15 protein-coding genes are annotated in these 18,381 nt (G+C 26.2%); 8 read left to right on the top strand and 7 right to left on the bottom strand.

Going from position 1 to position 18,381, the window contains the following annotated elements:
• Positions 1-33: 33 nt before the first annotated feature.
• The gene (metH, locus tag ACRYA_RS09425) at positions 34-3,507 is read left to right on the top strand and encodes a methionine synthase (protein WP_105916937.1); all 3,474 of its coding nucleotides are present in this window, start codon (positions 34-36) and stop codon (positions 3,505-3,507) included.
• Between the two features lie 23 nt (positions 3,508-3,530).
• On the opposite strand, the gene ACRYA_RS09420 is transcribed toward metH, so the two are convergent.
• Positions 3,531-6,077: an ABC transporter substrate-binding protein gene (locus ACRYA_RS09420; protein WP_105916936.1), complete on the bottom strand. Its 2,547-nt coding sequence runs from the start codon at positions 6,075-6,077 to the stop codon at positions 3,531-3,533.
• 80 nt (positions 6,078-6,157) lie between these two features.
• Here ACRYA_RS09420 and ACRYA_RS09415 point away from each other — a divergent pair, with 80 nt between their 5' ends.
• Entirely contained in the window at positions 6,158-6,655 is a 498-nt protein-coding gene (locus tag ACRYA_RS09415) for a hypothetical protein (protein ID WP_105916935.1), read from the top strand.
• A 4-nt stretch (positions 6,656-6,659) separates the two neighbouring features.
• On the opposite strand, the gene ACRYA_RS09410 is transcribed toward ACRYA_RS09415, so the two are convergent.
• The 3 genes from ACRYA_RS09410 to luxS are packed head-to-tail and all read right to left on the bottom strand — an operon-like array spanning position 6,660 to position 8,788.
• On the bottom strand, positions 6,660-7,472 hold the full coding sequence (locus ACRYA_RS09410) for a D-alanyl-D-alanine carboxypeptidase family protein (RefSeq protein WP_105916934.1): 813 nt from the start codon (positions 7,470-7,472) through the stop codon (positions 6,660-6,662).
• Between the two features lie 48 nt (positions 7,473-7,520).
• Positions 7,521-8,270: a tRNA (5-methylaminomethyl-2-thiouridine)(34)-methyltransferase MnmD gene (locus ACRYA_RS09405; protein ID WP_105916933.1), complete on the bottom strand. Its 750-nt coding sequence runs from the start codon at positions 8,268-8,270 to the stop codon at positions 7,521-7,523.
• Between the two features lie 2 nt (positions 8,271-8,272).
• A complete protein-coding gene (gene luxS / locus ACRYA_RS09400) occupies positions 8,273-8,788 on the bottom strand; it encodes an S-ribosylhomocysteine lyase (protein ID WP_105916932.1) in 516 nt (171 codons plus the stop codon).
• A 136-nt stretch (positions 8,789-8,924) separates the two neighbouring features.
• Between luxS and ACRYA_RS09395 the strand changes: the two genes are divergently transcribed.
• Genes ACRYA_RS09395 through ACRYA_RS09370 form a run of 6 tightly spaced genes read left to right on the top strand, consistent with a single transcriptional unit; the run spans position 8,925 to position 15,042 of the window.
• The gene (locus ACRYA_RS09395) at positions 8,925-10,730 is read left to right on the top strand and encodes an AAA family ATPase (protein WP_119184501.1); all 1,806 of its coding nucleotides are present in this window, start codon (positions 8,925-8,927) and stop codon (positions 10,728-10,730) included.
• A gap of 1 nt (position 10,731) precedes the next feature.
• On the top strand, positions 10,732-11,631 hold the full coding sequence (locus ACRYA_RS09390; RefSeq protein WP_105916931.1) for an HNH endonuclease: 900 nt from the start codon (positions 10,732-10,734) through the stop codon (positions 11,629-11,631).
• Between the two features lie 56 nt (positions 11,632-11,687).
• Complete coding sequence (locus tag ACRYA_RS09385) at positions 11,688-12,800, top strand: MlaE family ABC transporter permease (RefSeq protein ID WP_105916930.1); 1,113 nt, start codon at positions 11,688-11,690, stop codon at positions 12,798-12,800.
• A gap of 1 nt (position 12,801) precedes the next feature.
• Entirely contained in the window at positions 12,802-13,539 is a 738-nt protein-coding gene (locus ACRYA_RS09380) for an ABC transporter ATP-binding protein (RefSeq protein ID WP_105916929.1), read from the top strand.
• Positions 13,539-14,459: an MlaD family protein gene (locus ACRYA_RS09375; protein ID WP_105916928.1), complete on the top strand. Its 921-nt coding sequence runs from the start codon at positions 13,539-13,541 to the stop codon at positions 14,457-14,459. The genes ACRYA_RS09380 and ACRYA_RS09375 overlap by 1 nt, the downstream gene beginning before the upstream one ends.
• Positions 14,443-15,042: an ABC-type transport auxiliary lipoprotein family protein gene (locus tag ACRYA_RS09370; protein WP_105916927.1), complete on the top strand. Its 600-nt coding sequence runs from the start codon at positions 14,443-14,445 to the stop codon at positions 15,040-15,042. The genes ACRYA_RS09375 and ACRYA_RS09370 overlap by 17 nt, the downstream gene beginning before the upstream one ends.
• Before the next feature lie 32 nt (positions 15,043-15,074).
• Here ACRYA_RS09370 and ACRYA_RS09365 read toward each other — a convergent pair whose 3' ends face one another.
• Genes ACRYA_RS09365 through ACRYA_RS09355 form a run of 3 tightly spaced genes read right to left on the bottom strand, consistent with a single transcriptional unit; the run spans position 15,075 to position 18,289 of the window.
• Positions 15,075-16,088: an AbrB family transcriptional regulator gene (locus ACRYA_RS09365; RefSeq protein WP_228199749.1), complete on the bottom strand. Its 1,014-nt coding sequence runs from the start codon at positions 16,086-16,088 to the stop codon at positions 15,075-15,077.
• 21 nt (positions 16,089-16,109) lie between these two features.
• Positions 16,110-16,766 (bottom strand): HAD family hydrolase, encoded by a 657-nt coding sequence (locus ACRYA_RS09360; RefSeq protein WP_105916926.1) that lies wholly within the window; start codon positions 16,764-16,766, stop codon positions 16,110-16,112.
• Positions 16,767-16,777: 11 nt separating this feature from the next.
• Positions 16,778-18,289 (bottom strand): peptide-binding protein, encoded by a 1,512-nt coding sequence (locus ACRYA_RS09355; RefSeq protein WP_105916925.1) that lies wholly within the window; start codon positions 18,287-18,289, stop codon positions 16,778-16,780.
• Between the last annotated feature and the right edge of the window lie 92 nt (positions 18,290-18,381).

Here is an 18,381-nt window from a genome sequence, read left to right as displayed (position 1 = left end):
AATATAATCTTTAAATAAATATAAGAAGATGATATGAAGCAAAAAATAGAAGATTTAATAAAAGATAAAGTTTTAATAATTGATGGAGCTATGGGAACACAGCTTCAAGCTTGTGAGATAGAAAAAGAGTTTTGGCAATTTGAAAATAAAGATTTAGAAGGGTGTAATGAGCTTTTAAATCTAACAGCTCCTCATATTTTGGAAACAATTTATGAAAATTATGCAATTGCTGGTGCAAATTTTATTAGCACAAATACATTTGGAAGTATGCCATGGGTTTTGGAAGATTATGAAATAGGACATATGTCTTACGAGTTATCAAAATTAGCAGCTAGTAGTGCAAAAAAGATTTGTGAAAAATATCATACAAAAGATGAGCCAAAATTTGTTTTAGCATCTATTGGACCTGGAACAAAACTTCCTAGTCTTGGTCATATAACTTACGATGCAATGTATGAAGGCTATAAAATAATGGCTTCTGGTTTATGTGACGGTGGAACTGATGTTTTTCTACTTGAAACTTGTCAAGATCCACTTCAAATAAAAGCAGCTCTACATGCTTTAAATGATGTTGCACCAAAAATTCCAATTATGGTTTCAGTGACAATTGAGTTAAATGGAACAATGCTAATAGGAACAGATGCACAAACAATTGCTGCAATACTAAAACCTTTTAATATTTTATCTTTAGGATTTAATTGTGGGACTGGACCTTTGCAAGTTCAAAAACATGTCAAAGCTTTGAGTGAAGTATCAAAATTCCCAATCTCAGTTCATGCAAATGCAGGACTTCCTCAAAATAGAGGTGGAAAAACTTTTTATCCAATGGGACCTGATGAGTTTACAGCTTTACAAAAAGAGTTTTTAGAGATAAATGGTGTTTCATTTTTGGGTGGTTGTTGTGGAACTACACCTACTCATATAAAAACTTTAAGTGATGCAGTTAAAGGTATTGTTCCAAAAAAACCAAATGGATTTTTAAAAGCTTCATTAGCATCTCTTTTTAATATAGTTCCACTAAAACAAGAACCAGCTCCTCTTTTAATTGGAGAGAGAAGTAATGCAACTGGAAGTAAAGCATTTAGAGAACTTTTAAAAGCAAATGATTATGAAGGAACACTTAGTGTGGCTCAACAGCAAGTTCGAGCTGGGGCTCATGTAATTGATGTTAGTGTAGGTTTTGCAGGGCGAGATGAAACGCAAGATATGGATAAAGTTGTATCTTTATACTCTCAAAAGATTTCACTTCCACTAATGCCTGATTCTACTCAAATAAAAGCTTTGGAAGCTGCTTTAAAGCAAATAGGTGGAAGATGTATTATAAACTCAGTTAATCTTGAAGATGGAGAAGATAAATTTGATGAAGTTTGCAAATTGGCAAAAAGATTTGGAGCTGCTCTTGTTTGCTTAGTAATAGATGAGATAGGAATGGCAAAATCAAAGATGCGAAAACTTGAAGTTGCACAAAGAATTTATGATTTATGTGTAAATAGACATGGTTTTGATCCTGCTGATTTAGTTTTTGATATGCTTACATTTACTATTGGTTCTGGTGATGATGAGTACAGAACTGCTGGAATTGAAACTTTAGAGGCTATAAAAGAGTTTCAGTTACTTCATCCAGAAGTTGGAACAACTTTGGGATTATCTAATATCTCATTTGGTCTTGCACAAAATGCAAGAATTTATCTAAATTCTATCTACCTTGACCACTGTGTAAAAGCAGGTCTAACGACTGCTATTGTAAATGTTAAACATATAATTCCACTAAATAAAATAAGTGTTGAAGATAGAAAATCTTGTGATGATTTGATATTTAATAATCAAGAAGATGGTGATCCACTATTTAAATTTATTGACCATTTTTCAAATGTTGAGTCACAAGATGAACAAAGTGATGAAGAGTATCAAAAAATGGAACCAATAGAAAAAGTTAAAAAACTTCTTTTAGATGGCGACAAGGATAGATTACTTCCTTTGGTTATGGAGTTAAAAGATGTTGTTCCCCCTGAACTAATTGTAAATGAGTGGCTAATTGATGGAATGAAAATAATTGGAGAGCTTTTTGGAAGTGGTCAGATGCAACTTCCATTTGTACTTCAAAGTGCAGAAACTATGAAAGCCACAGTTGATGCTTTAAATCCATTTTTACCAAAACAAGAAAAAACTAGTGAAACAACTATGGTTATAGGAACTGTAAAAGGTGATGTTCACGATGTTGGTAAAAATCTAGTTGATATTATTTTAAGTAACAATGGTTTTAAAATTGTAAATATTGGAATAAAAGCAGATTTAACTCAATTTTTAGAAGCCGCAAAAGAGCACAATGCAGATGCCATTGGAATGAGTGGATTACTTGTTAAAAGTACAGGTGTAATGAAAGATAATCTTGAAGAGATGCAAAAACTAGGACTTAAAATTCCAGTTATTTTAGGAGGTGCTGCACTAACTAAAAACTTTGTTGATGATTATTGCAGACCAATTTATGATGGACCAATTTTTTATTGCCGTGATGCATTTGATGGTGTTGTAACAATGCAAAGAATAGAAAAAGGCGGAGAGCTTGATACAAGATTAGCAGCTGATTTAATTGAAAAAATCGATACAAGCGATAGAGTTGAAAAAGAGGAGGCTGAAATTCCTCCTTATGAAGAGATATCTATGCCAAAAAGAGAGTTTATTGTTCCTCCATATTGGGAAAGAGTTGCAAAAACTGGAAATGAATTGGATAAAGAGTTGATATTCTCTTGGATAAATCATAGAGTTTTATTTAGACAAAGATGGGGATATAAAAGAGGAAAACAGACACCTGAGGCATTTATGAAGTATGAAAAAGATATTGTTGAGCCTATTTACTACTCTTTAAAAGATGAGCTTATTTCTAAAAATATATTTGAGCCAATTGCAATTTATGAGTACTATCCTTGTGTTTCTTATGATAATAAACTATATATTTTTGATAAAAAATATCTTTTTAATAATATTGAAGATGCCAAAAATGTTCCACCCTTAAGTGAAGCTATAAAAGTTATGGAGTTTCCAAGACAAAAAAGAAAACCTTTTAGATGTATAGCTGATTTCTTTGCAAATGATAGATTAGATGTTGTAGGATTTACATTAGCTAGTGCAGGATTAAAAATAAGTGATTATGAAAGAGAGTTTTATGATCGTGGAGAGTTTACAAAATATTATCAAGTTCACGGGCTTGGAGTTGAATTAGCTGAAGCATTAGCTGAAGTTTTACATAAGCAAATAAGACTTGATTGGAATATTGTTCCAAAAGAGGGGCATAGATTAAGTGATGTTCAAATGAAGCAGTATGTTGGTTGTAGATACTCTCCTGGTTATGCAGCTTGTCCTGATTTATCACAAAATAGAGATATTTTTGATCTTTTAAATCCTGAAAAATATGGAATAGAGCTTAGTGAAACATTTCAAATGCATCCCGAGCAAACTACTTGTGCAATTGTTGTTCACAACAAAGAGGCAAACTATTATAATGTTTAGATTTAAGAATTTACTTCTTAAATCTATTTTACCTCAATTTTAATAGGTAACAAAATAGTAAATTTTGCACCTTTGTAATCTATATTATTATAAAAGAATTGATAGTTTTCTACAAAAATATTACCTTTTAGATTATTATCTACTAATATTTTTGACATATACAAACCAATTCCTGTACCTTGAGATTTATGTTTTGTTGTGAAATATGGTTCAAAAATTCTAGATATAATCTCATCTTTTATACCCAAAGCATTATCAAAAATTTCAATAACTATATTTTCTTGATTTTTTGAAATATTAATAAAAATATATCTTAAGTCTTCTTTTTTTAAATCTTTTAAAGCATCTTTTGCATTTGTAATAATATTCATCAAAATTTGAATCAAATCATTTTCAATAGTTAAAAACTCAAAATCATCTATATTTTTTATAACTTCAATATTGTGAGACTGCAAAGATGGATTTAAAATATCTAATACTTTTTGCACTAAATGATTTATATTTATATTTGATACAACTTTATCTTTATCCAAAAAGCTTCTAAAATCCTCAATAGTATTACTTAAATATGATACAGAAGATTTGATATGATTTATTAAATCATAAAAATCTTTATCTTCTAAAATATTCATATTTTTCTTAAGCTCCATACCTGAAGTACAAACACTAATAGTTGATAGTGGTTGTCTCCATTGATGAGCTATATTTTCAAGCATTTCACCCATCGCTGCCATTTTTGATTGTTGTAAAAGAAGTCTATTTTTTTCTTCATTTTGTTTTATCTCAAAAGTAACTCTATTTTCTAGTTCTTGATTTGTTTTTTTTAGTAAATAAGCTCTATAAATAATAGCTAAAATTAAAAATAGAACAAAAATAACAATAAACAACTTAAAAACTGTATCTTTATCAATATTATTTTGATAGTGAATATATACCCATTTATTAAAAAATTCATGTTTTTGATTTTCATTTATTGAATTCAAAGCTTTATTTAAAATTGATGCAAGAGTTTTGTTTTCAATATTTGTTGCCATATAGAGTTTTAGACTTTCATCTATTTTTCCAGATACTTTGATATCTCCTACAAAGTGATTTTGTATTTCATATCCAATAACTGCAAGAGAGTCAATAACAGCATAAACTTCACCTTTTCTTACAGCTTCTAAAGCTTCATAAAGAGTTGAATACTCTACAAAATTGATATTTTTATACTTATTTTTTATTATATTACTTGTCGCAAAATCTTTAATAAGAGCAATTTTGACTCTTTTTAGACTTTTTAAATCTTCAATAAAAGGTTTAGAAATATCTGTAGCAATAACAAAAGGAAAATCTATATAAGGGTTTGTAAAATTTAAAAGATTTTCTCTATTTTTTTTAGATGCAATTGTTGTTAAAATATCACACTCATTTTGTACAACTTTTTCAAAACTTTCATGCCAATTTAAAGTTGGTATAAAATCCAATTCTACATCCAAATTTTTTGAAATTTGTATAATATACTCTTCTATAATTCCAATATGTTTATTGTTCAAAGTAGCTTCAAATGGCATCAAATCATTGTGTGAACAATAAGTAAAAGATTTTTTTGTTTTTAAATATGCTTTTTCTTCACTATTTAGTTCATTTTGAAAATTATTATGTAAAATAAAACTATTTAAATCTATATCATTTTTTATTAACCCCATTACTTTATATGTATTTATGATTAGATTCATTTTTTCATCAGAAACTGTTCCAATATCTCCATTTTTATCAAAAATAACTTTTTTTATCTCATTTGCTTCAAAAAGTAGTGCTTCTTTACTTTTATTTAGTGGATTATATTTTTCAAAAACAATATCAACACTTTTTTCAATATTTTCAAATGCCCATTTCCAACCATCTATTGAAGCTTTATAAAAATCATATACAATTTTTGGGTTTTTTTCTGCAAATTCGCTATTTGTAAACATAATATTTTCGTAAAAGTCAAATCCATAATCTTTTGGGTAGAAAATTTTGCTTTCATAACCTTTTTCTTTTAATAAAAAAGGTTCATTTGTAGTATAAGAAGCCATTAAATCAGCTTTTTTATTTATTAAATCATCAACATTAAAAGAGTGAGGAATTAGATTTACAGATTTAATATCAAAGTTTTGGCTACTAAACATAGCTTGTAAATTTGCAAAATTTAGTTGCTCATCTGCAATCATCAAGTTTTTATCTTTTAAATCTTTGATTGAGTTGATATTTGAATTTTTTAAAGCCAAAATTACAAGAGGTGAAGTTTGAAAAATAGCTCCAAATATAGAGATATCTTCGCCATTTGATTTGTGTACTATAAGAGAGCTAGAACCAAGTCCAAAAGTTGCTCTATTTTGAGTAACTTCTTGCAACACATTCGTTTCATTTTGGAATTTTTTAAACTCTACGTCAAGTCCAGCTTTTTGATAAAACCCTTTCTCTTTTGCTATATAAAATCCAGCAAATTGGAACTGGTCAAGCCACATAAGTTGAAGTGAAACTTTTTGTAAATCTGTTGCATATAGGTATTTGAAAAGTAAAATAAAAATAAATATCTTTTTCAAAATCAACCTTAAGTTTAAAATTTTAACAATTATTATAGCAAACTAAGGTAGAATTGTCACAATTTATTTGAGGAAATATTATGAATAGAGAAAAAAATATTAAAAATTACATATTAAATTACATTTATGCAACTTCAAAGCAACCAATTTTATTAAAAGATATGTTAGTTGCTTCAGTTCAGTTTAGCAATGATATGGAAGTTGATAGTTCAAGATTAGGTTTTAGATTAAGATTAACAAGAGCATATCTTGTTTATGTTTGGTTAGTTTTAGCAGTTCTTTTACCTATTTCTCTTCTTACACATAAAATGTTGGCAAAAATAGATTCACATATATCAATAGTTGGCGCGATGATTATAACAGCACTTATATTTATGGGATTTAACTACTTTAAAGATATTATAAAAAAGGAAATGACAAAAAGTAGGCTTAAAAAAGCTTGGAATTTACATTTTCCATTTTTTGATTATGAAGAGTATGCGAATAAAGTAAATGAGATTTTTGAAGAGGCTATGAGAGAAGAGGTTTCAAAAAGAGATTTACAAAAATATATTTTAGATAGATTGACTAATATTTAGTAATCTATCTTTTATCTAAAACTGTATCTAAAGCTAGTTTTGTATTTTCCCATCTATTTTGAGAGTTTAGCATTACTAGTAAAATATCTTTTTTCCCATCTTTAGCACGTGCAATTAAACAAGGTCCAGCTTTGCTTGTATAACCAGTTTTAACTCCAATCATATATTTCTCTTTTGGAAGAAGTTTATTGCTTGTATGTGCAAAGTAAGATCTTTTTGTATTTATTGCTTTAAAACTATAACTCTCTTTTTTTACAATATTATTAAAAGTACTATTTTTAATAGAGTATTCTGTAAGTTTTAATAAATCACTTGCAGTACTTTTGTGATTTGGAGCATCAAAACCACAAGGATTTTCGAAATTAGTATTTTTCATACCTAGTTTTTTTGCTTTTGTATTCATCATAGTTACAAATTTTTGTTTGCTTCCATTTCCAAGATAAATTGCAATTGCATTTGCTGCATCGTTTGCTGATTTTATCATAGCAGCATTTACTAAATCTCTTAAATAAAACTTCTCACCAACTCTAAAATTCATAATTGTAGGTTCAACTTTTTTCATCTCAGCAGTAATAGTAACAACGCTATCCATTTTACCGCTTTCAATCGCTAAAATTGATGTCATAATTTTTGTTAAACTAGCAGGTCTTATTATTTGATTTGCATCTTTTTGAAAAATTAACTGTTTTTTGTTTAAGTCTTTTACAATAATAGAGTCTAAATCTTTTTCAATTTTTTGAAAAACTTTTGCATCATTGTAGGCAAAGGCAAGTATTGGGCTTAAAAGCAAGACAAATATTTTTAAAAAGTTTCTCATGAAGTTTCCTGTTTGTTTTTTAGAATTTGCATTATATTGAAAAAAAAATTAAATAAAGCTATCAAGTAGGGCTTTTGCCTCTTTATTCCTTATTTTCTTTAGTTCCATATCTATATATTTACCAATAATCATCTGTTCTTGTTTAAAAGCCAAAGTTATTTTTCTTTTTGTTGGTCGTGTTTCATATATAAAAAAACCTGCTTCATACATAGACAATCTTATATTTGTAGAGATTGCATAAGTTGTAATAATTGAATTTTCTTTGCATATTTTATAAATATCAATAAAATACTCCTTTGTCCAAAGCTCAAAATTAACTTCACTTGAGAAAGCATCTTGATATACTATATCAAAAAAGTTTTCTTGAAAAGTTTTTATATACTCTCTTGCATCACCTATAAAAATCTCTATTTTTATTTTTTCATCTTCATATTTTTGATTGTTTGAGAGTTCATTTATGATATTTTTAAACTCATTAAACTCTTTTGGAAAAGTAAAATCTTTTAAAGATTTTATTAAATCTAAATCAAATTCAGGAGAATAAATATTTATTTTAATATCAAGATTATTTTTTAAAATATAATAAATAGTTGCAAAAGTATTGTAACCCAAACCAAAACATATATCTAAAATATTTAACTCTTTTTTATCTTGAAAATATGTAAATGCTGGAATAGTATGTTTGTTTAAAGCTTCACTTAATCCACCATCTTCTGTGTTGTGGAAGTGTTGATTATATTTTTTAGAAAAAAGTGTATGGCTACCATCACTTGTGGTAACCAGTTTATCACTTTGCAAAATTAATTTCCTAAACTCTCTAGTTTATCTTCACTTAAAAATAGTTTTTCATTTGACATAACTCCAATATTTGAAGCTAAAATATCTTTTGCAATATCTTTTGCTTCAGGAAGTGAGTGCATAGCACAAGTTCCACATTGGAAAATATTTAGCTCTGGAATATCACTTTGTTTTTCTACTTTTAAAACATCTTCCATAGATTTTTTCCAAGCAGTTGCTACTTCTTCTTCTTTTGGAGTTCCTATTAAACTCATGTAAAAACCAGTTCTGCAACCCATTGGAGAAACATCGATAATCTCAACTGTAGGAGAATTTAGATGATTTCTAATAAATCCAGCAAATAGATGCTCTAAAGTATGAATACCTTTTTCACTTAACATCTTTTTATTTGGTACACAAAATCTTAAATCAAAAACTGTAATAGCATCGCCTTTTGGTGTTTGCATAACTTTCGCAACTCTTACAGCAGGTGCTGGCATAATTGTGTGATCAACTCTAAAACTATCTAATAGTGGCATTTTATATCCTTTTTAATATATATATTTTTTAAAATTTTGAAAAATTATAGCCAAAGAAATGTAAAGTGTTATTAAATCATAATTTAGATTTTTTTGACTAAGATTAATCAAAAATTATCTAAAAAGAGAGTTTTCTATGGAATTGGTTTATTTATGGGTTGAAGATTATAAAAATATAAAGAAGCAGGGGTTTAATTTTTCGCCTAGATTTAGGTGTGAATATGATGACGAAAAGAATGAATTAAATATTATTGATAAAGATGAAACGGGTGAATTTTATCCTAAAAACTTTTTTGGTGATAATATAAATATTACTGCTATTGTTGGTGAAAATGGTAGTGGGAAAACTTCTCTTATAAATTTTATAAATACTTCACTTAATTTCAATAATAAAAATAAATTTTTATTATTATTTTTAGATAACAATGAAAAATACTATAGATCTAACTTAAATTCGTTTGAAAAATCTTTAATGATTCTTAAAAAACTTAATTTTAAAAGAAGTAATTATAATCCACTCAAAAATATAATAATAAATACTAAAAGTTATAATATAGAAAACACATTAAGATTTTTTATTTCAATATTTAATGAAGTAGAAAAAAATCTTTTTTTTAATCCAAATACAATTTTAATACAAGAAAACCAAGAAAAAAAACTAGAAATAATATCTGAACTTTTAGAAAATATAAGAGAAAAAGAGAAATTAGAAAAAGAATTATTAAAAATAAATATTTACATACTTGATGTAATAAATAAATTCTTTAATAATGAGAATTATATAGATTTTTTATGTGATGAACATGAAGAAAAAGATGAGTTTTATGATGAAATCGAAGAATTATCATTAAGAAGTATATTGGAGAAAAATAACTTTTACAAAGATTTTTTAAGTTATTTGTTAAATTTAATTATAGCATTAAATAATCATTCAGAAAAACCCACTAATCCTTTTTCAAAGTATATACAAAATAAAGAAGTAAGCTATCTTTTTAGAAATATTCAGGAAGTAAATTTCATAGAAAATTTTTTACATGAACTAAATGAAAGTAAATTTATTTCTCCAGAAGATTATGATGAAGAAAATGTTTTAGCTAAAGATAAAACTTTTGAAGAAAATTGTAATGACTATCTTAATTTAGAAAAAAATCTGAATGAAAAAGTATTATTATCAAAAATTAGAATTTACAAAATCCAAAAATTTAAAGAACTTTTGTGCTTTGACTTTTTTGATGATAGAGATGTTTCATTTAATAATTTTAGCGAGGGTGAGAAAAATTTATTTCTCTCAAATTTAGAAATATATTTTCAATTTCTAAATGGAAATAAAATTATATTACTAGATGAAATTGAATTAAGTTTACATCCTCAATGGCAAAAATACTATATAAATAATTTGCTAAAAATATTTAAATTTAATAATGTACATTTAATCTTTGTTACTCATTCCCCTTTTCTACTTTCTGATATTCCAAAAGAAAATGTAATTTTTTTAGAAAAATATAATGAAAATGATGATGAAGTAAAAAAAAGAGTTCAAAGAATAGGTAATTGCAAAAATGTATCTAAAAAAACAAATATAGAAACTTTTGGAGCAAACATTCATACTCTTTTATCTCATGGATTTTTTATGAAAGATGGGCTTATGGGAGAATTTGCGAAAGATAAGATTCAATCAATTATAGATTATCATGAAGAACTTTTGAAAAAAGAACTAACTAAAGAAGAAAATGAAAGTCAAAGAGATATAGAAAAAGAAATTTATGAAAAAGAGCATAAAACTAAGTTTTGGCAAATTCAATCAATTATTGGTGATGATTATTTAAAGCAAATAATAAAAAATCATTTGATAGAAATAGAGAAAATAGTCTTAGGAAATGATGAAGCAAAAAAAGAAGAAGTCAAAAGATTAAAAGCTCAAATAGAGTTATTGGAAAAATGAAATGTTAAAAATAAAATATTCATCAAATTTAGAAGATAAATATTACAAAGAAATTGCAAAAAGTAAAGCTGATAAATTTAATGGTTTAACTTTTGAAAAGTATTACGAAGAAAACTATAAAAGTATTCTCAAATTTGATTTAAAAGATATTCTTTGTGGAGATTTTGAAAAACTAATTGAGATTAAAAATAAACTTGGCAAAAAAGATGACAATAAAATCAAAAGTTTTTTTAACTATGATAAATCTAAAATAAATAATTCTTCGCCTTTGATTTCAAAACTACAACCAAAAATATCAAACTTTTTTCAAGAAAATATAGAAGTTCATACTTGTTATTACTGTAATATTGATTTTATAAATACTTTCAAAAAAAAGAATGAGACAAAAAATGCTTTTACTTTAGACCATGTTTTAGAAAAAGCCGATTATCCATTTTTGGCGTTGAGTTTATACAATCTAGTACCAAGTTGTTATGTATGTAATAGTAAAGTAAAAGATTCAAAAATACCATTTGATGATTTTTCTCCAACAAATAAAGATTTTGATTTTGATGAAAGAGTAAAGTTTAAATCATTTATTTCAAATACAAATCTTCAAATAGAAAAAGAGCAAGATTTTTATATAAAACTAATTGAAAACTATTCAAACAAATTTGATAAATATATTGAGAGTTTAAATTTAAACAATAGATATGATTACCATAAATACAAAGTTTTAGAAATGATTCAAAAAAGAAGAGAATACCCAGATAGTAGAATAAAAGAGTTATCAGATTTGACTAAAAAAACACAAGAAGAGATAAAACAAGATTTATTTGGTATTTATACATCTGAAGATTTACAAAAACGCCCACTTTCAAAACTAATAAAAGATATAAGTGAAGAGTTAGATTTGATATAAACTCAAATTTAGATAGAATCGTATATTAATATTAAATTATAGGATAAGTTGTTATTATGAATAATTATTTTAGAATTGAACATCTTAAAAACAATACTTATCAACTTTTTTTATTTGATATTTGGAACAAAGATACTTTACCAGATATTATAGAAAATATAAAACAATCAAATATCTCTAGAACTAAAAATTTAATTATAGATTTTCAGAATTTAAAAGAGCTTGATAGTATTGCTATTATTTATTTAATATCGTTTTTAAAAAAATTTAAAAAGCAAAATATTTCATATTTGAACTTTGAAAAATATGAGCAAATTTTTGAGTTTTATCAAAAACATTATCAAAATGAGTTTCTTAAAGAGAAAAAAATATTAAATAGATTTTTTGAAAGTGTTGGAAAAAAAGTATATGATATATTAAAATCGACAAAACTATTTATAGATTTTGTAGGAAAAGTTTTTTATTTTCTTATGTATTTAGTAATTAACCCAAAAAAGATTAGATTTAGAGCTACTTTAAAATATATTGAAACATCAGCAGTAGATGCACTTTTGATTGTTGCTGTGACTGCTTTTTTGGTTGGAGTTGTTATTGCTTATCAAGGGGCAGTTCAGCTTGAAAAGTTTGGGGCAAATATTTTTGTAGTTGAGATGATAAGTATTACTATGTTTAGAGAAATAGCCCCACTTGTAACTGCTATTGTAATAGCTGGAAGAAGTGCAAGTAGTTACACAGCAGAAATAGGGGCTATGAAAATAACAGAAGAGATAGATGCTATGCGAACTATGAATTTTGAGCCAATAATATTTTTAACAATTCCTAGAATTTTTGCTTTGTGTATATCTTTGCCACTTTTGGTATTTTTTGCAGATATTGTTGGAGTAATGGGTGGAATGGTAATTGCATTTACAAGTTTAGATATCACATATATAGAGTTTATAAATAGGCTTCAAAATGAAGTTCCTGTAAAACATCTATTATTAGGAGTTTTTAAAGCTCTATTTTTTGGATTTTTCATAGCAGTTATTGGTTGTTTTAGAGGCTTTCAAGTAGAAAACAATACTACAAGTATTGGAAAATATACAACTATAAGTGTTGTAAATGCAATATTTGTGGTTATTTTACTAGATGCAGTTTTCTCTGTAATATTTACTCAAATGGGAATATAAGATGGAAATAATAAAAGTTTCAAATCTTTACACAGCTTTTGGAGATAATATTGTACACAATGATATATCTTTTAGTGTAAATGAGGGTGAAATATTTGGAGTTTTAGGTGGAAGTGGAAGTGGAAAAAGTGTTTTGGTAAAACAAATAGTTATGCTAAATCAGATACAAAAAGGTAAAATTGAGATTTTTAATAAAGATATTTCAAAACTAACAATAAATGATTTAGAGAGCTTGAAGCTAAATTTTTCTTATCTTTTTCAATTTGGTGCTTTGTACTCTTTTTTAAATGTGATTGAAAATATCTCTGTTATGTTAAAAGAGTACACAAATTTACCAAAAGATTTGATAGAAAAAATTGCTTACACAAATTTGGATATAGTTGGACTTCCAAAGCATACAGCAAAACTATATCCAAGTGAACTTAGTGGTGGAATGAAAAAAAGAGTTGCCCTTGCACGTAGCCTTGCAATGCAACCAAAACTTCTATTTTTAGATGAGCCAACAAGTGGATTAGATCCTGCTAGTACGCAAAGTATAAATGAGCTTTTGTTATATTTAAAGAGAAATCTAAATATCACAACAGTTATAATAACTCATGATTTAGAGACAATAAAAACAGTTCTTGATAGGTTTATAATTATAAAAAAAGAAAAAATATTTGATGGAAATATAAATGAAGCTATGAGTTCTAAAGATGAGTTTATACAAGATTTTTTAACACATAAAAAGGCAGATTGATGGATACAAAGATTAATTTTTTTAGAATAGGTTTATTTGTAAGTGTAATATCTTTTTTACTAATTCTTGCAATATTTTGGTTAGGAAAGTATGGTTTGGAAGATAAAAAATATGATACATATTATATACATTTTGATGAATCTATTTCTGGATTAAATATAGGTTCACCTATAAAATATAAAGGTTTTGATGTTGGACTTGTAAAAAATATAAAGATAAGTCCTCATAATTCAGAGAAAATTGAAGTAGAAATACAGATTCAAAAAGGAACTCCATTAAAAGAGGATAACTATGCAATTTTAGGAAATCTTGGAATTACAGGTCTTAAATATGTAGAGTTAAAAGGTGGAAGTAATGAAGCAAAACCTTTAGAGGAAAATGAGTATGGTATAAAAATAATAAATTCAAAAAAATCAGCTTTGAGTAATCTTGTCGATTCAACTGAAGATATTACAAAAGAACTTACTCTTTTACTTCACTCTTTTAGAGATGTTTTAAATGAAGATAATTTAAAAAACTTCTCAATACTTCTTGAAAATAGTCAAAAAAGCATGGCAAATATTGAAAAATTCTCTGATTATTTAGTAAAAAATCAAAATAATATTGATGAACTTTTGATTGGTATGAAAAACTTTACTGTTATTGGAAGTTCATCTTTTCTTAGCGTAAAAACTTCAGCTGATAATTTTAAAGCACTAACAACAAAGATGAAAGAGGATTTTGACAAAGGAACTTTTGATATAAAAGGAATGGCTCAAGAAAGTATTGATAATTTAGAAACAGTTTTAAAAAATTTGGATAATACTTTAAATCAAACTCAAGATTTAATGAATAATCTAAATGAAAGCCCAAGTGATTTGATATTTAAACAAAAGGCAATAAAATATGGACCAGGAGAGAAAGATGATCAATCAAAGTAAAATCTTGTTTACAAGAAAAAGTACTGTTTTAGTTATTGTAATATTTTTTCTATTTAGTGGATGTGGATTAAAGCAAGAAAGTGTATCTATAAATCACTATTCAATAGATTTTAAAACTCAAAAAAAAGCTGAGGTTTCAAAATTAAAATCAATTTTGATTGAAGATGTAAATGTAAATAGAAGTTTTAATCTAACATCTATTTTTTATAGTACAAAACCATATTTATTTGAAGAGTATGCACAAAATAGATGGATAAATCTCCCTTCAAATATGATTTATAATCAATTAACAGACTCATTTTTAGCAAGTAATATTTTTGAAAATGTAGTTTTAAGAGATAAAAAAATAGAACATGAGTATAGTTTAAAAACTGAAGTTATAAAACTTTATCAAACTTTTGAAGAAGATAAATCTTATGCAGTTTTAAAACTTAAATTTGATTTGATAAAAGATAATAAGGTTTTAAAATCTTTTAATTTTGATAAAAAAGTATTATGTAAATCAAACAATGCTTATGGTTTTGTACAAGCTTCAAACAAAGCTTTTGAAGAGAGCATAAATAGCTTGCTGAGTAGTTTTTGAATTTAATTTATAAAAAAGTTATAAACGATTAACTACTTTAACCTTTTTGCAATAATTGGTGCAATATTCATAACAATAAAAAGTCTTACAATATGGTGCAAAGTTATATAAGGTAGATTTGCACCAACTAAAATAGCTATTAAGTTTATCTCAGTTTGACCACCAGGTCCAAATGCTAATAAAATATCTAAAGTAGCAAAACCAAAAAAGTGGTGAATAATAAAAATGAAAATAGCACATAAAATTATCAAAATAACAAAATGTCCCAAAGTAGCAACTAAAGTTTTAAAAATAGTCTTTAATTCAACATTTTTAAATGTAAAACCTATAATTGAGCCAAAAACAATCTGTATAAATTTTAATAACTCATCTGGAATATGAGTATTTACAAATCCACTTGAATACAAAATAATACTTACAATCATAGGTCCAATTAAATATGCGGCAGTTAGTTTTATCTTTTTTGCAATTACTGCTGCAATTATTCCAAAAATATAAATATATAAAAATTGAAACAAATCTATATCTTTTATAGGAGTTGTTAAAAGCTGGTTACCCCTTATATCTATTTGAAAAATATATTGAATAATAAATGGCAAAGAAACAACTACAAAAAATAGTCTTGAACTTTGCATTAAAGTTATTTTTGCTGTATTTGCTTTTAGCTCTTGCCCAATTATTACCATCTCAATTACACCACCTGGCATAGAGCCTAAATATGAAGTTTTTAAATCATATTTTAAAACTTTATAGTAATAGTATGTTCCAAAAAATATAACCAAAATAGTAAATGGAACAACCAAGAGTAAACTAATAGTATATTGTGGAATATGGTTTAAAATTTCTGGAGTAAAAGCACTTCCAATTGTAAGACCAATTAATATTCTAGCAGGTGCAGAAAATAGTTTTGGGCTTTGTATTGGAATTTTTTGAAATCTTATTAATATGCTTGTAGCAAAAATACTTCCTAAAAGCCAAGGAAGTGGTAGGTGTAAATATATAAAAATCAGTGAACCACAAAAAGCAACTAGCAAAGCTAGTAGCATTTGAAAAATATTTTTTATCATTTATAATAAAGAGATATGTTTTACAGCTTCTAAAGAGTCTTTTTTTACAATATCTGTATATTTTAAAAGTTCTTGTTCATTTGAGTAACCACATAATACTCCAACAGAGTTGATAGAGGCATTTGAAGCAGAGATTAAATCTAGTTTTGTATCTCCTACCATAAATGCTTGATGTTTTTTATCATCATATTTTAAGGCATTTAAAGCTTTTAAAATTGGCTCTTTATGCGGTTTTGGATTTTCTACATCTTCTCTTCCTATTATTACTTCAAAATATTTTCCTATATCAAAATTATCTAATATTGGAGTTGAGTAAATTCTTGTTTTTGTAGTAACCACTCCAAGTCTTGCAAATTTTGAAGCTAAAGTAACTGCTTCAAAAGCATTCTCAAGAAGTAAAGTTTGAGCAACAGAAATATCTTTATATCTTAGTTTATAACTATCTACAAAATCCCAAACTAAATTTCTATTTACTCCTAAGTTTTCAAACATAATATCAAGTGGATAACCAATTTGTACTTTTATATCTTCAATAGTTCCTTTAAAATCAAAGTTGTGTTTTGAAAATGCATGTAAAAATGTATCCGTAATTGCATCTGTTGAATCTATTAAAGTACCATCTAAATCAAATAAAATAATCTTATCTTTTTTGTTCATAAAACTGTTCCTTACTCTTTTATTTCCCAATCTTTTTGATTGTGCATAATACCTATAAATGCTGGTTCAATATTTTCTATTTTTTTATTTATAGCAGTTATTCCATCTGGAATATATAAAAATAGATATGGTAAATCATTTGCAACGATTTTAAAAATCTCTTTATAAATGGCACCAAGTTCATCTTTATTTATAGTCCCACTTCCTTTTTCTATTAATTTATCAACTTTTTCATTTTTATAATTTACTAGATTAAATCCACCGAGTTTTGCACTTGAGCTATGCCAAAGTGGATAAGCATCTGGCATTAAAGCCAAAGACCATCCCAAAAGTACAGTTTCAAATTTTCGTGGATGTACAACAGTATTTAAGAAAGCTTGCCACTCCATAACTCTTATTTTCATGTGGACACCAATTTTTGAGAGTTGATATTGAAGAATTTGTGCAGTGTTTACTCTTATATCGTTTCCTGTATTAGTAACCACTTCAAAAACAAAAGGATTTTTTTCATCATATCCAGCCTCTTTTAACAAAGCTTTTGCTTTTATAATATCTTGATTTATAGGTTTTACTTCATCATTATAAGCAAAAGAGTTTGGCATAAATGGTCCATTACAAACTTCTCCATACCCAAAAAATAAAATATCAACTAACTCTTGTCTATTTATTGCCAGAGAGAGGGCTTGTCTTATTTTTATATCTTTAAATTTAGGGTTGTCTAAATTAAATCCTAAATATGAAAATCCAAAACTAGCTCTATTTAAAATTTCAAAATTATCTTTGAAGCTATTACCTATTTGTATTGAAACTTGCATTGGAGTTAATCCCCCAATATCAAGTTTATTTTGTTTTAAATATAAAAAAGATGTATTTGGATCTGGTAAAAATTTATATAAAATCCTATCTATTTTTGGGCGTCCTTCAAAAAAATCATCATTTGCTATAAGCTCAATATCACTTGCTGTTTTAAACTCTTTTAGTTTATATGCACCTGTACCTATTGGATTTTTATTAAAACTACTTGTCATAAGATTTTTTTCATCTTTTAAAATGTGATAAGGTAAAAGCCCAACCATCCATATCTCTAAAGCTTTAAAATATGGTTTTTTATACTCAATTTCAACAGTTAAATCATCAATTGCTTTTACCCTTTTTACTTCATTAAAGTTTGATTTTATTGAGTTAAAAACAGTTGGACTTATTATTTGCTCATAAGTAAAAACTACATCTTTTGAAGATAGTTTTTGTTTGTCATGCCATAAAACATTATCTTTTAGTTTAACTATAAGTTTTGTAGGTGTTTCAAAAGTGTATGAAGATGCTATTTCAGTTGTTATATTTCCATCTTTATCATATTTAAAAAGTCCATTAAAAAGCCAATCAGATATTTCACCACTTGCACTATCATTTGCTAAAATTGGATTTAATCTACTTGGACTTGAGCTCATAGATAAATTTAGGGTACTTGCTTGCATATTTACAAAAATAGCAAAAAATATTAAAGAAGTTATTAAAAATTTCATTTTGTATTGTATAGTTTTTTTATAAAAAGTATTATAAATTGGCTTTTCATTTTTCTTTGTGATAGAATTGCCTTTTTATTAATATATTTTAA

It is taken from the genome of Aliarcobacter cryaerophilus ATCC 43158, assembly GCF_003660105.1.
GTDB lineage: Bacteria > Campylobacterota > Campylobacteria > Campylobacterales > Arcobacteraceae > Aliarcobacter > Aliarcobacter cryaerophilus.
The sequence above is the reverse complement of the archived record's forward strand: the minus strand, read 5'-3'. Positions and strand labels throughout refer to the sequence as shown.

What these genes read in the sequence shown, in the direction of transcription:
- metH (WP_105916937.1), top strand. Translation starts at nt 34, where the DNA reads ATGAAGCAAAAAATAGAAGATTTAATAAAAGATAAAGTTTTAATAATT.
- ACRYA_RS09355 (WP_105916925.1), bottom strand. Translation starts at nt 18,289, where the DNA reads ATGAAATTTTTAATAACTTCTTTAATATTTTTTGCTATTTTTGTAAAT.
- ACRYA_RS09380 (WP_105916929.1), top strand. Translation starts at nt 12,802, where the DNA reads ATGGAAATAATAAAAGTTTCAAATCTTTACACAGCTTTTGGAGATAAT.
- ACRYA_RS09415 (WP_105916935.1), top strand. Translation starts at nt 6,158, where the DNA reads ATGAATAGAGAAAAAAATATTAAAAATTACATATTAAATTACATTTAT.
- ACRYA_RS09385 (WP_105916930.1), top strand. Translation starts at nt 11,688, where the DNA reads ATGAATAATTATTTTAGAATTGAACATCTTAAAAACAATACTTATCAA.
- ACRYA_RS09375 (WP_105916928.1), top strand. Translation starts at nt 13,539, where the DNA reads ATGGATACAAAGATTAATTTTTTTAGAATAGGTTTATTTGTAAGTGTA.
- ACRYA_RS09395 (WP_119184501.1), top strand. Translation starts at nt 8,925, where the DNA reads ATGGAATTGGTTTATTTATGGGTTGAAGATTATAAAAATATAAAGAAG.
- ACRYA_RS09370 (WP_105916927.1), top strand. Translation starts at nt 14,443, where the DNA reads ATGATCAATCAAAGTAAAATCTTGTTTACAAGAAAAAGTACTGTTTTA.
- ACRYA_RS09365 (WP_228199749.1), bottom strand. Translation starts at nt 16,088, where the DNA reads ATGCTACTAGCTTTGCTAGTTGCTTTTTGTGGTTCACTGATTTTTATA.
- ACRYA_RS09360 (WP_105916926.1), bottom strand. Translation starts at nt 16,766, where the DNA reads ATGAACAAAAAAGATAAGATTATTTTATTTGATTTAGATGGTACTTTA.
- ACRYA_RS09410 (WP_105916934.1), bottom strand. Translation starts at nt 7,472, where the DNA reads ATGAGAAACTTTTTAAAAATATTTGTCTTGCTTTTAAGCCCAATACTT.
- ACRYA_RS09390 (WP_105916931.1), top strand. Translation starts at nt 10,732, where the DNA reads ATGTTAAAAATAAAATATTCATCAAATTTAGAAGATAAATATTACAAA.
- luxS (WP_105916932.1), bottom strand. Translation starts at nt 8,788, where the DNA reads ATGCCACTATTAGATAGTTTTAGAGTTGATCACACAATTATGCCAGCA.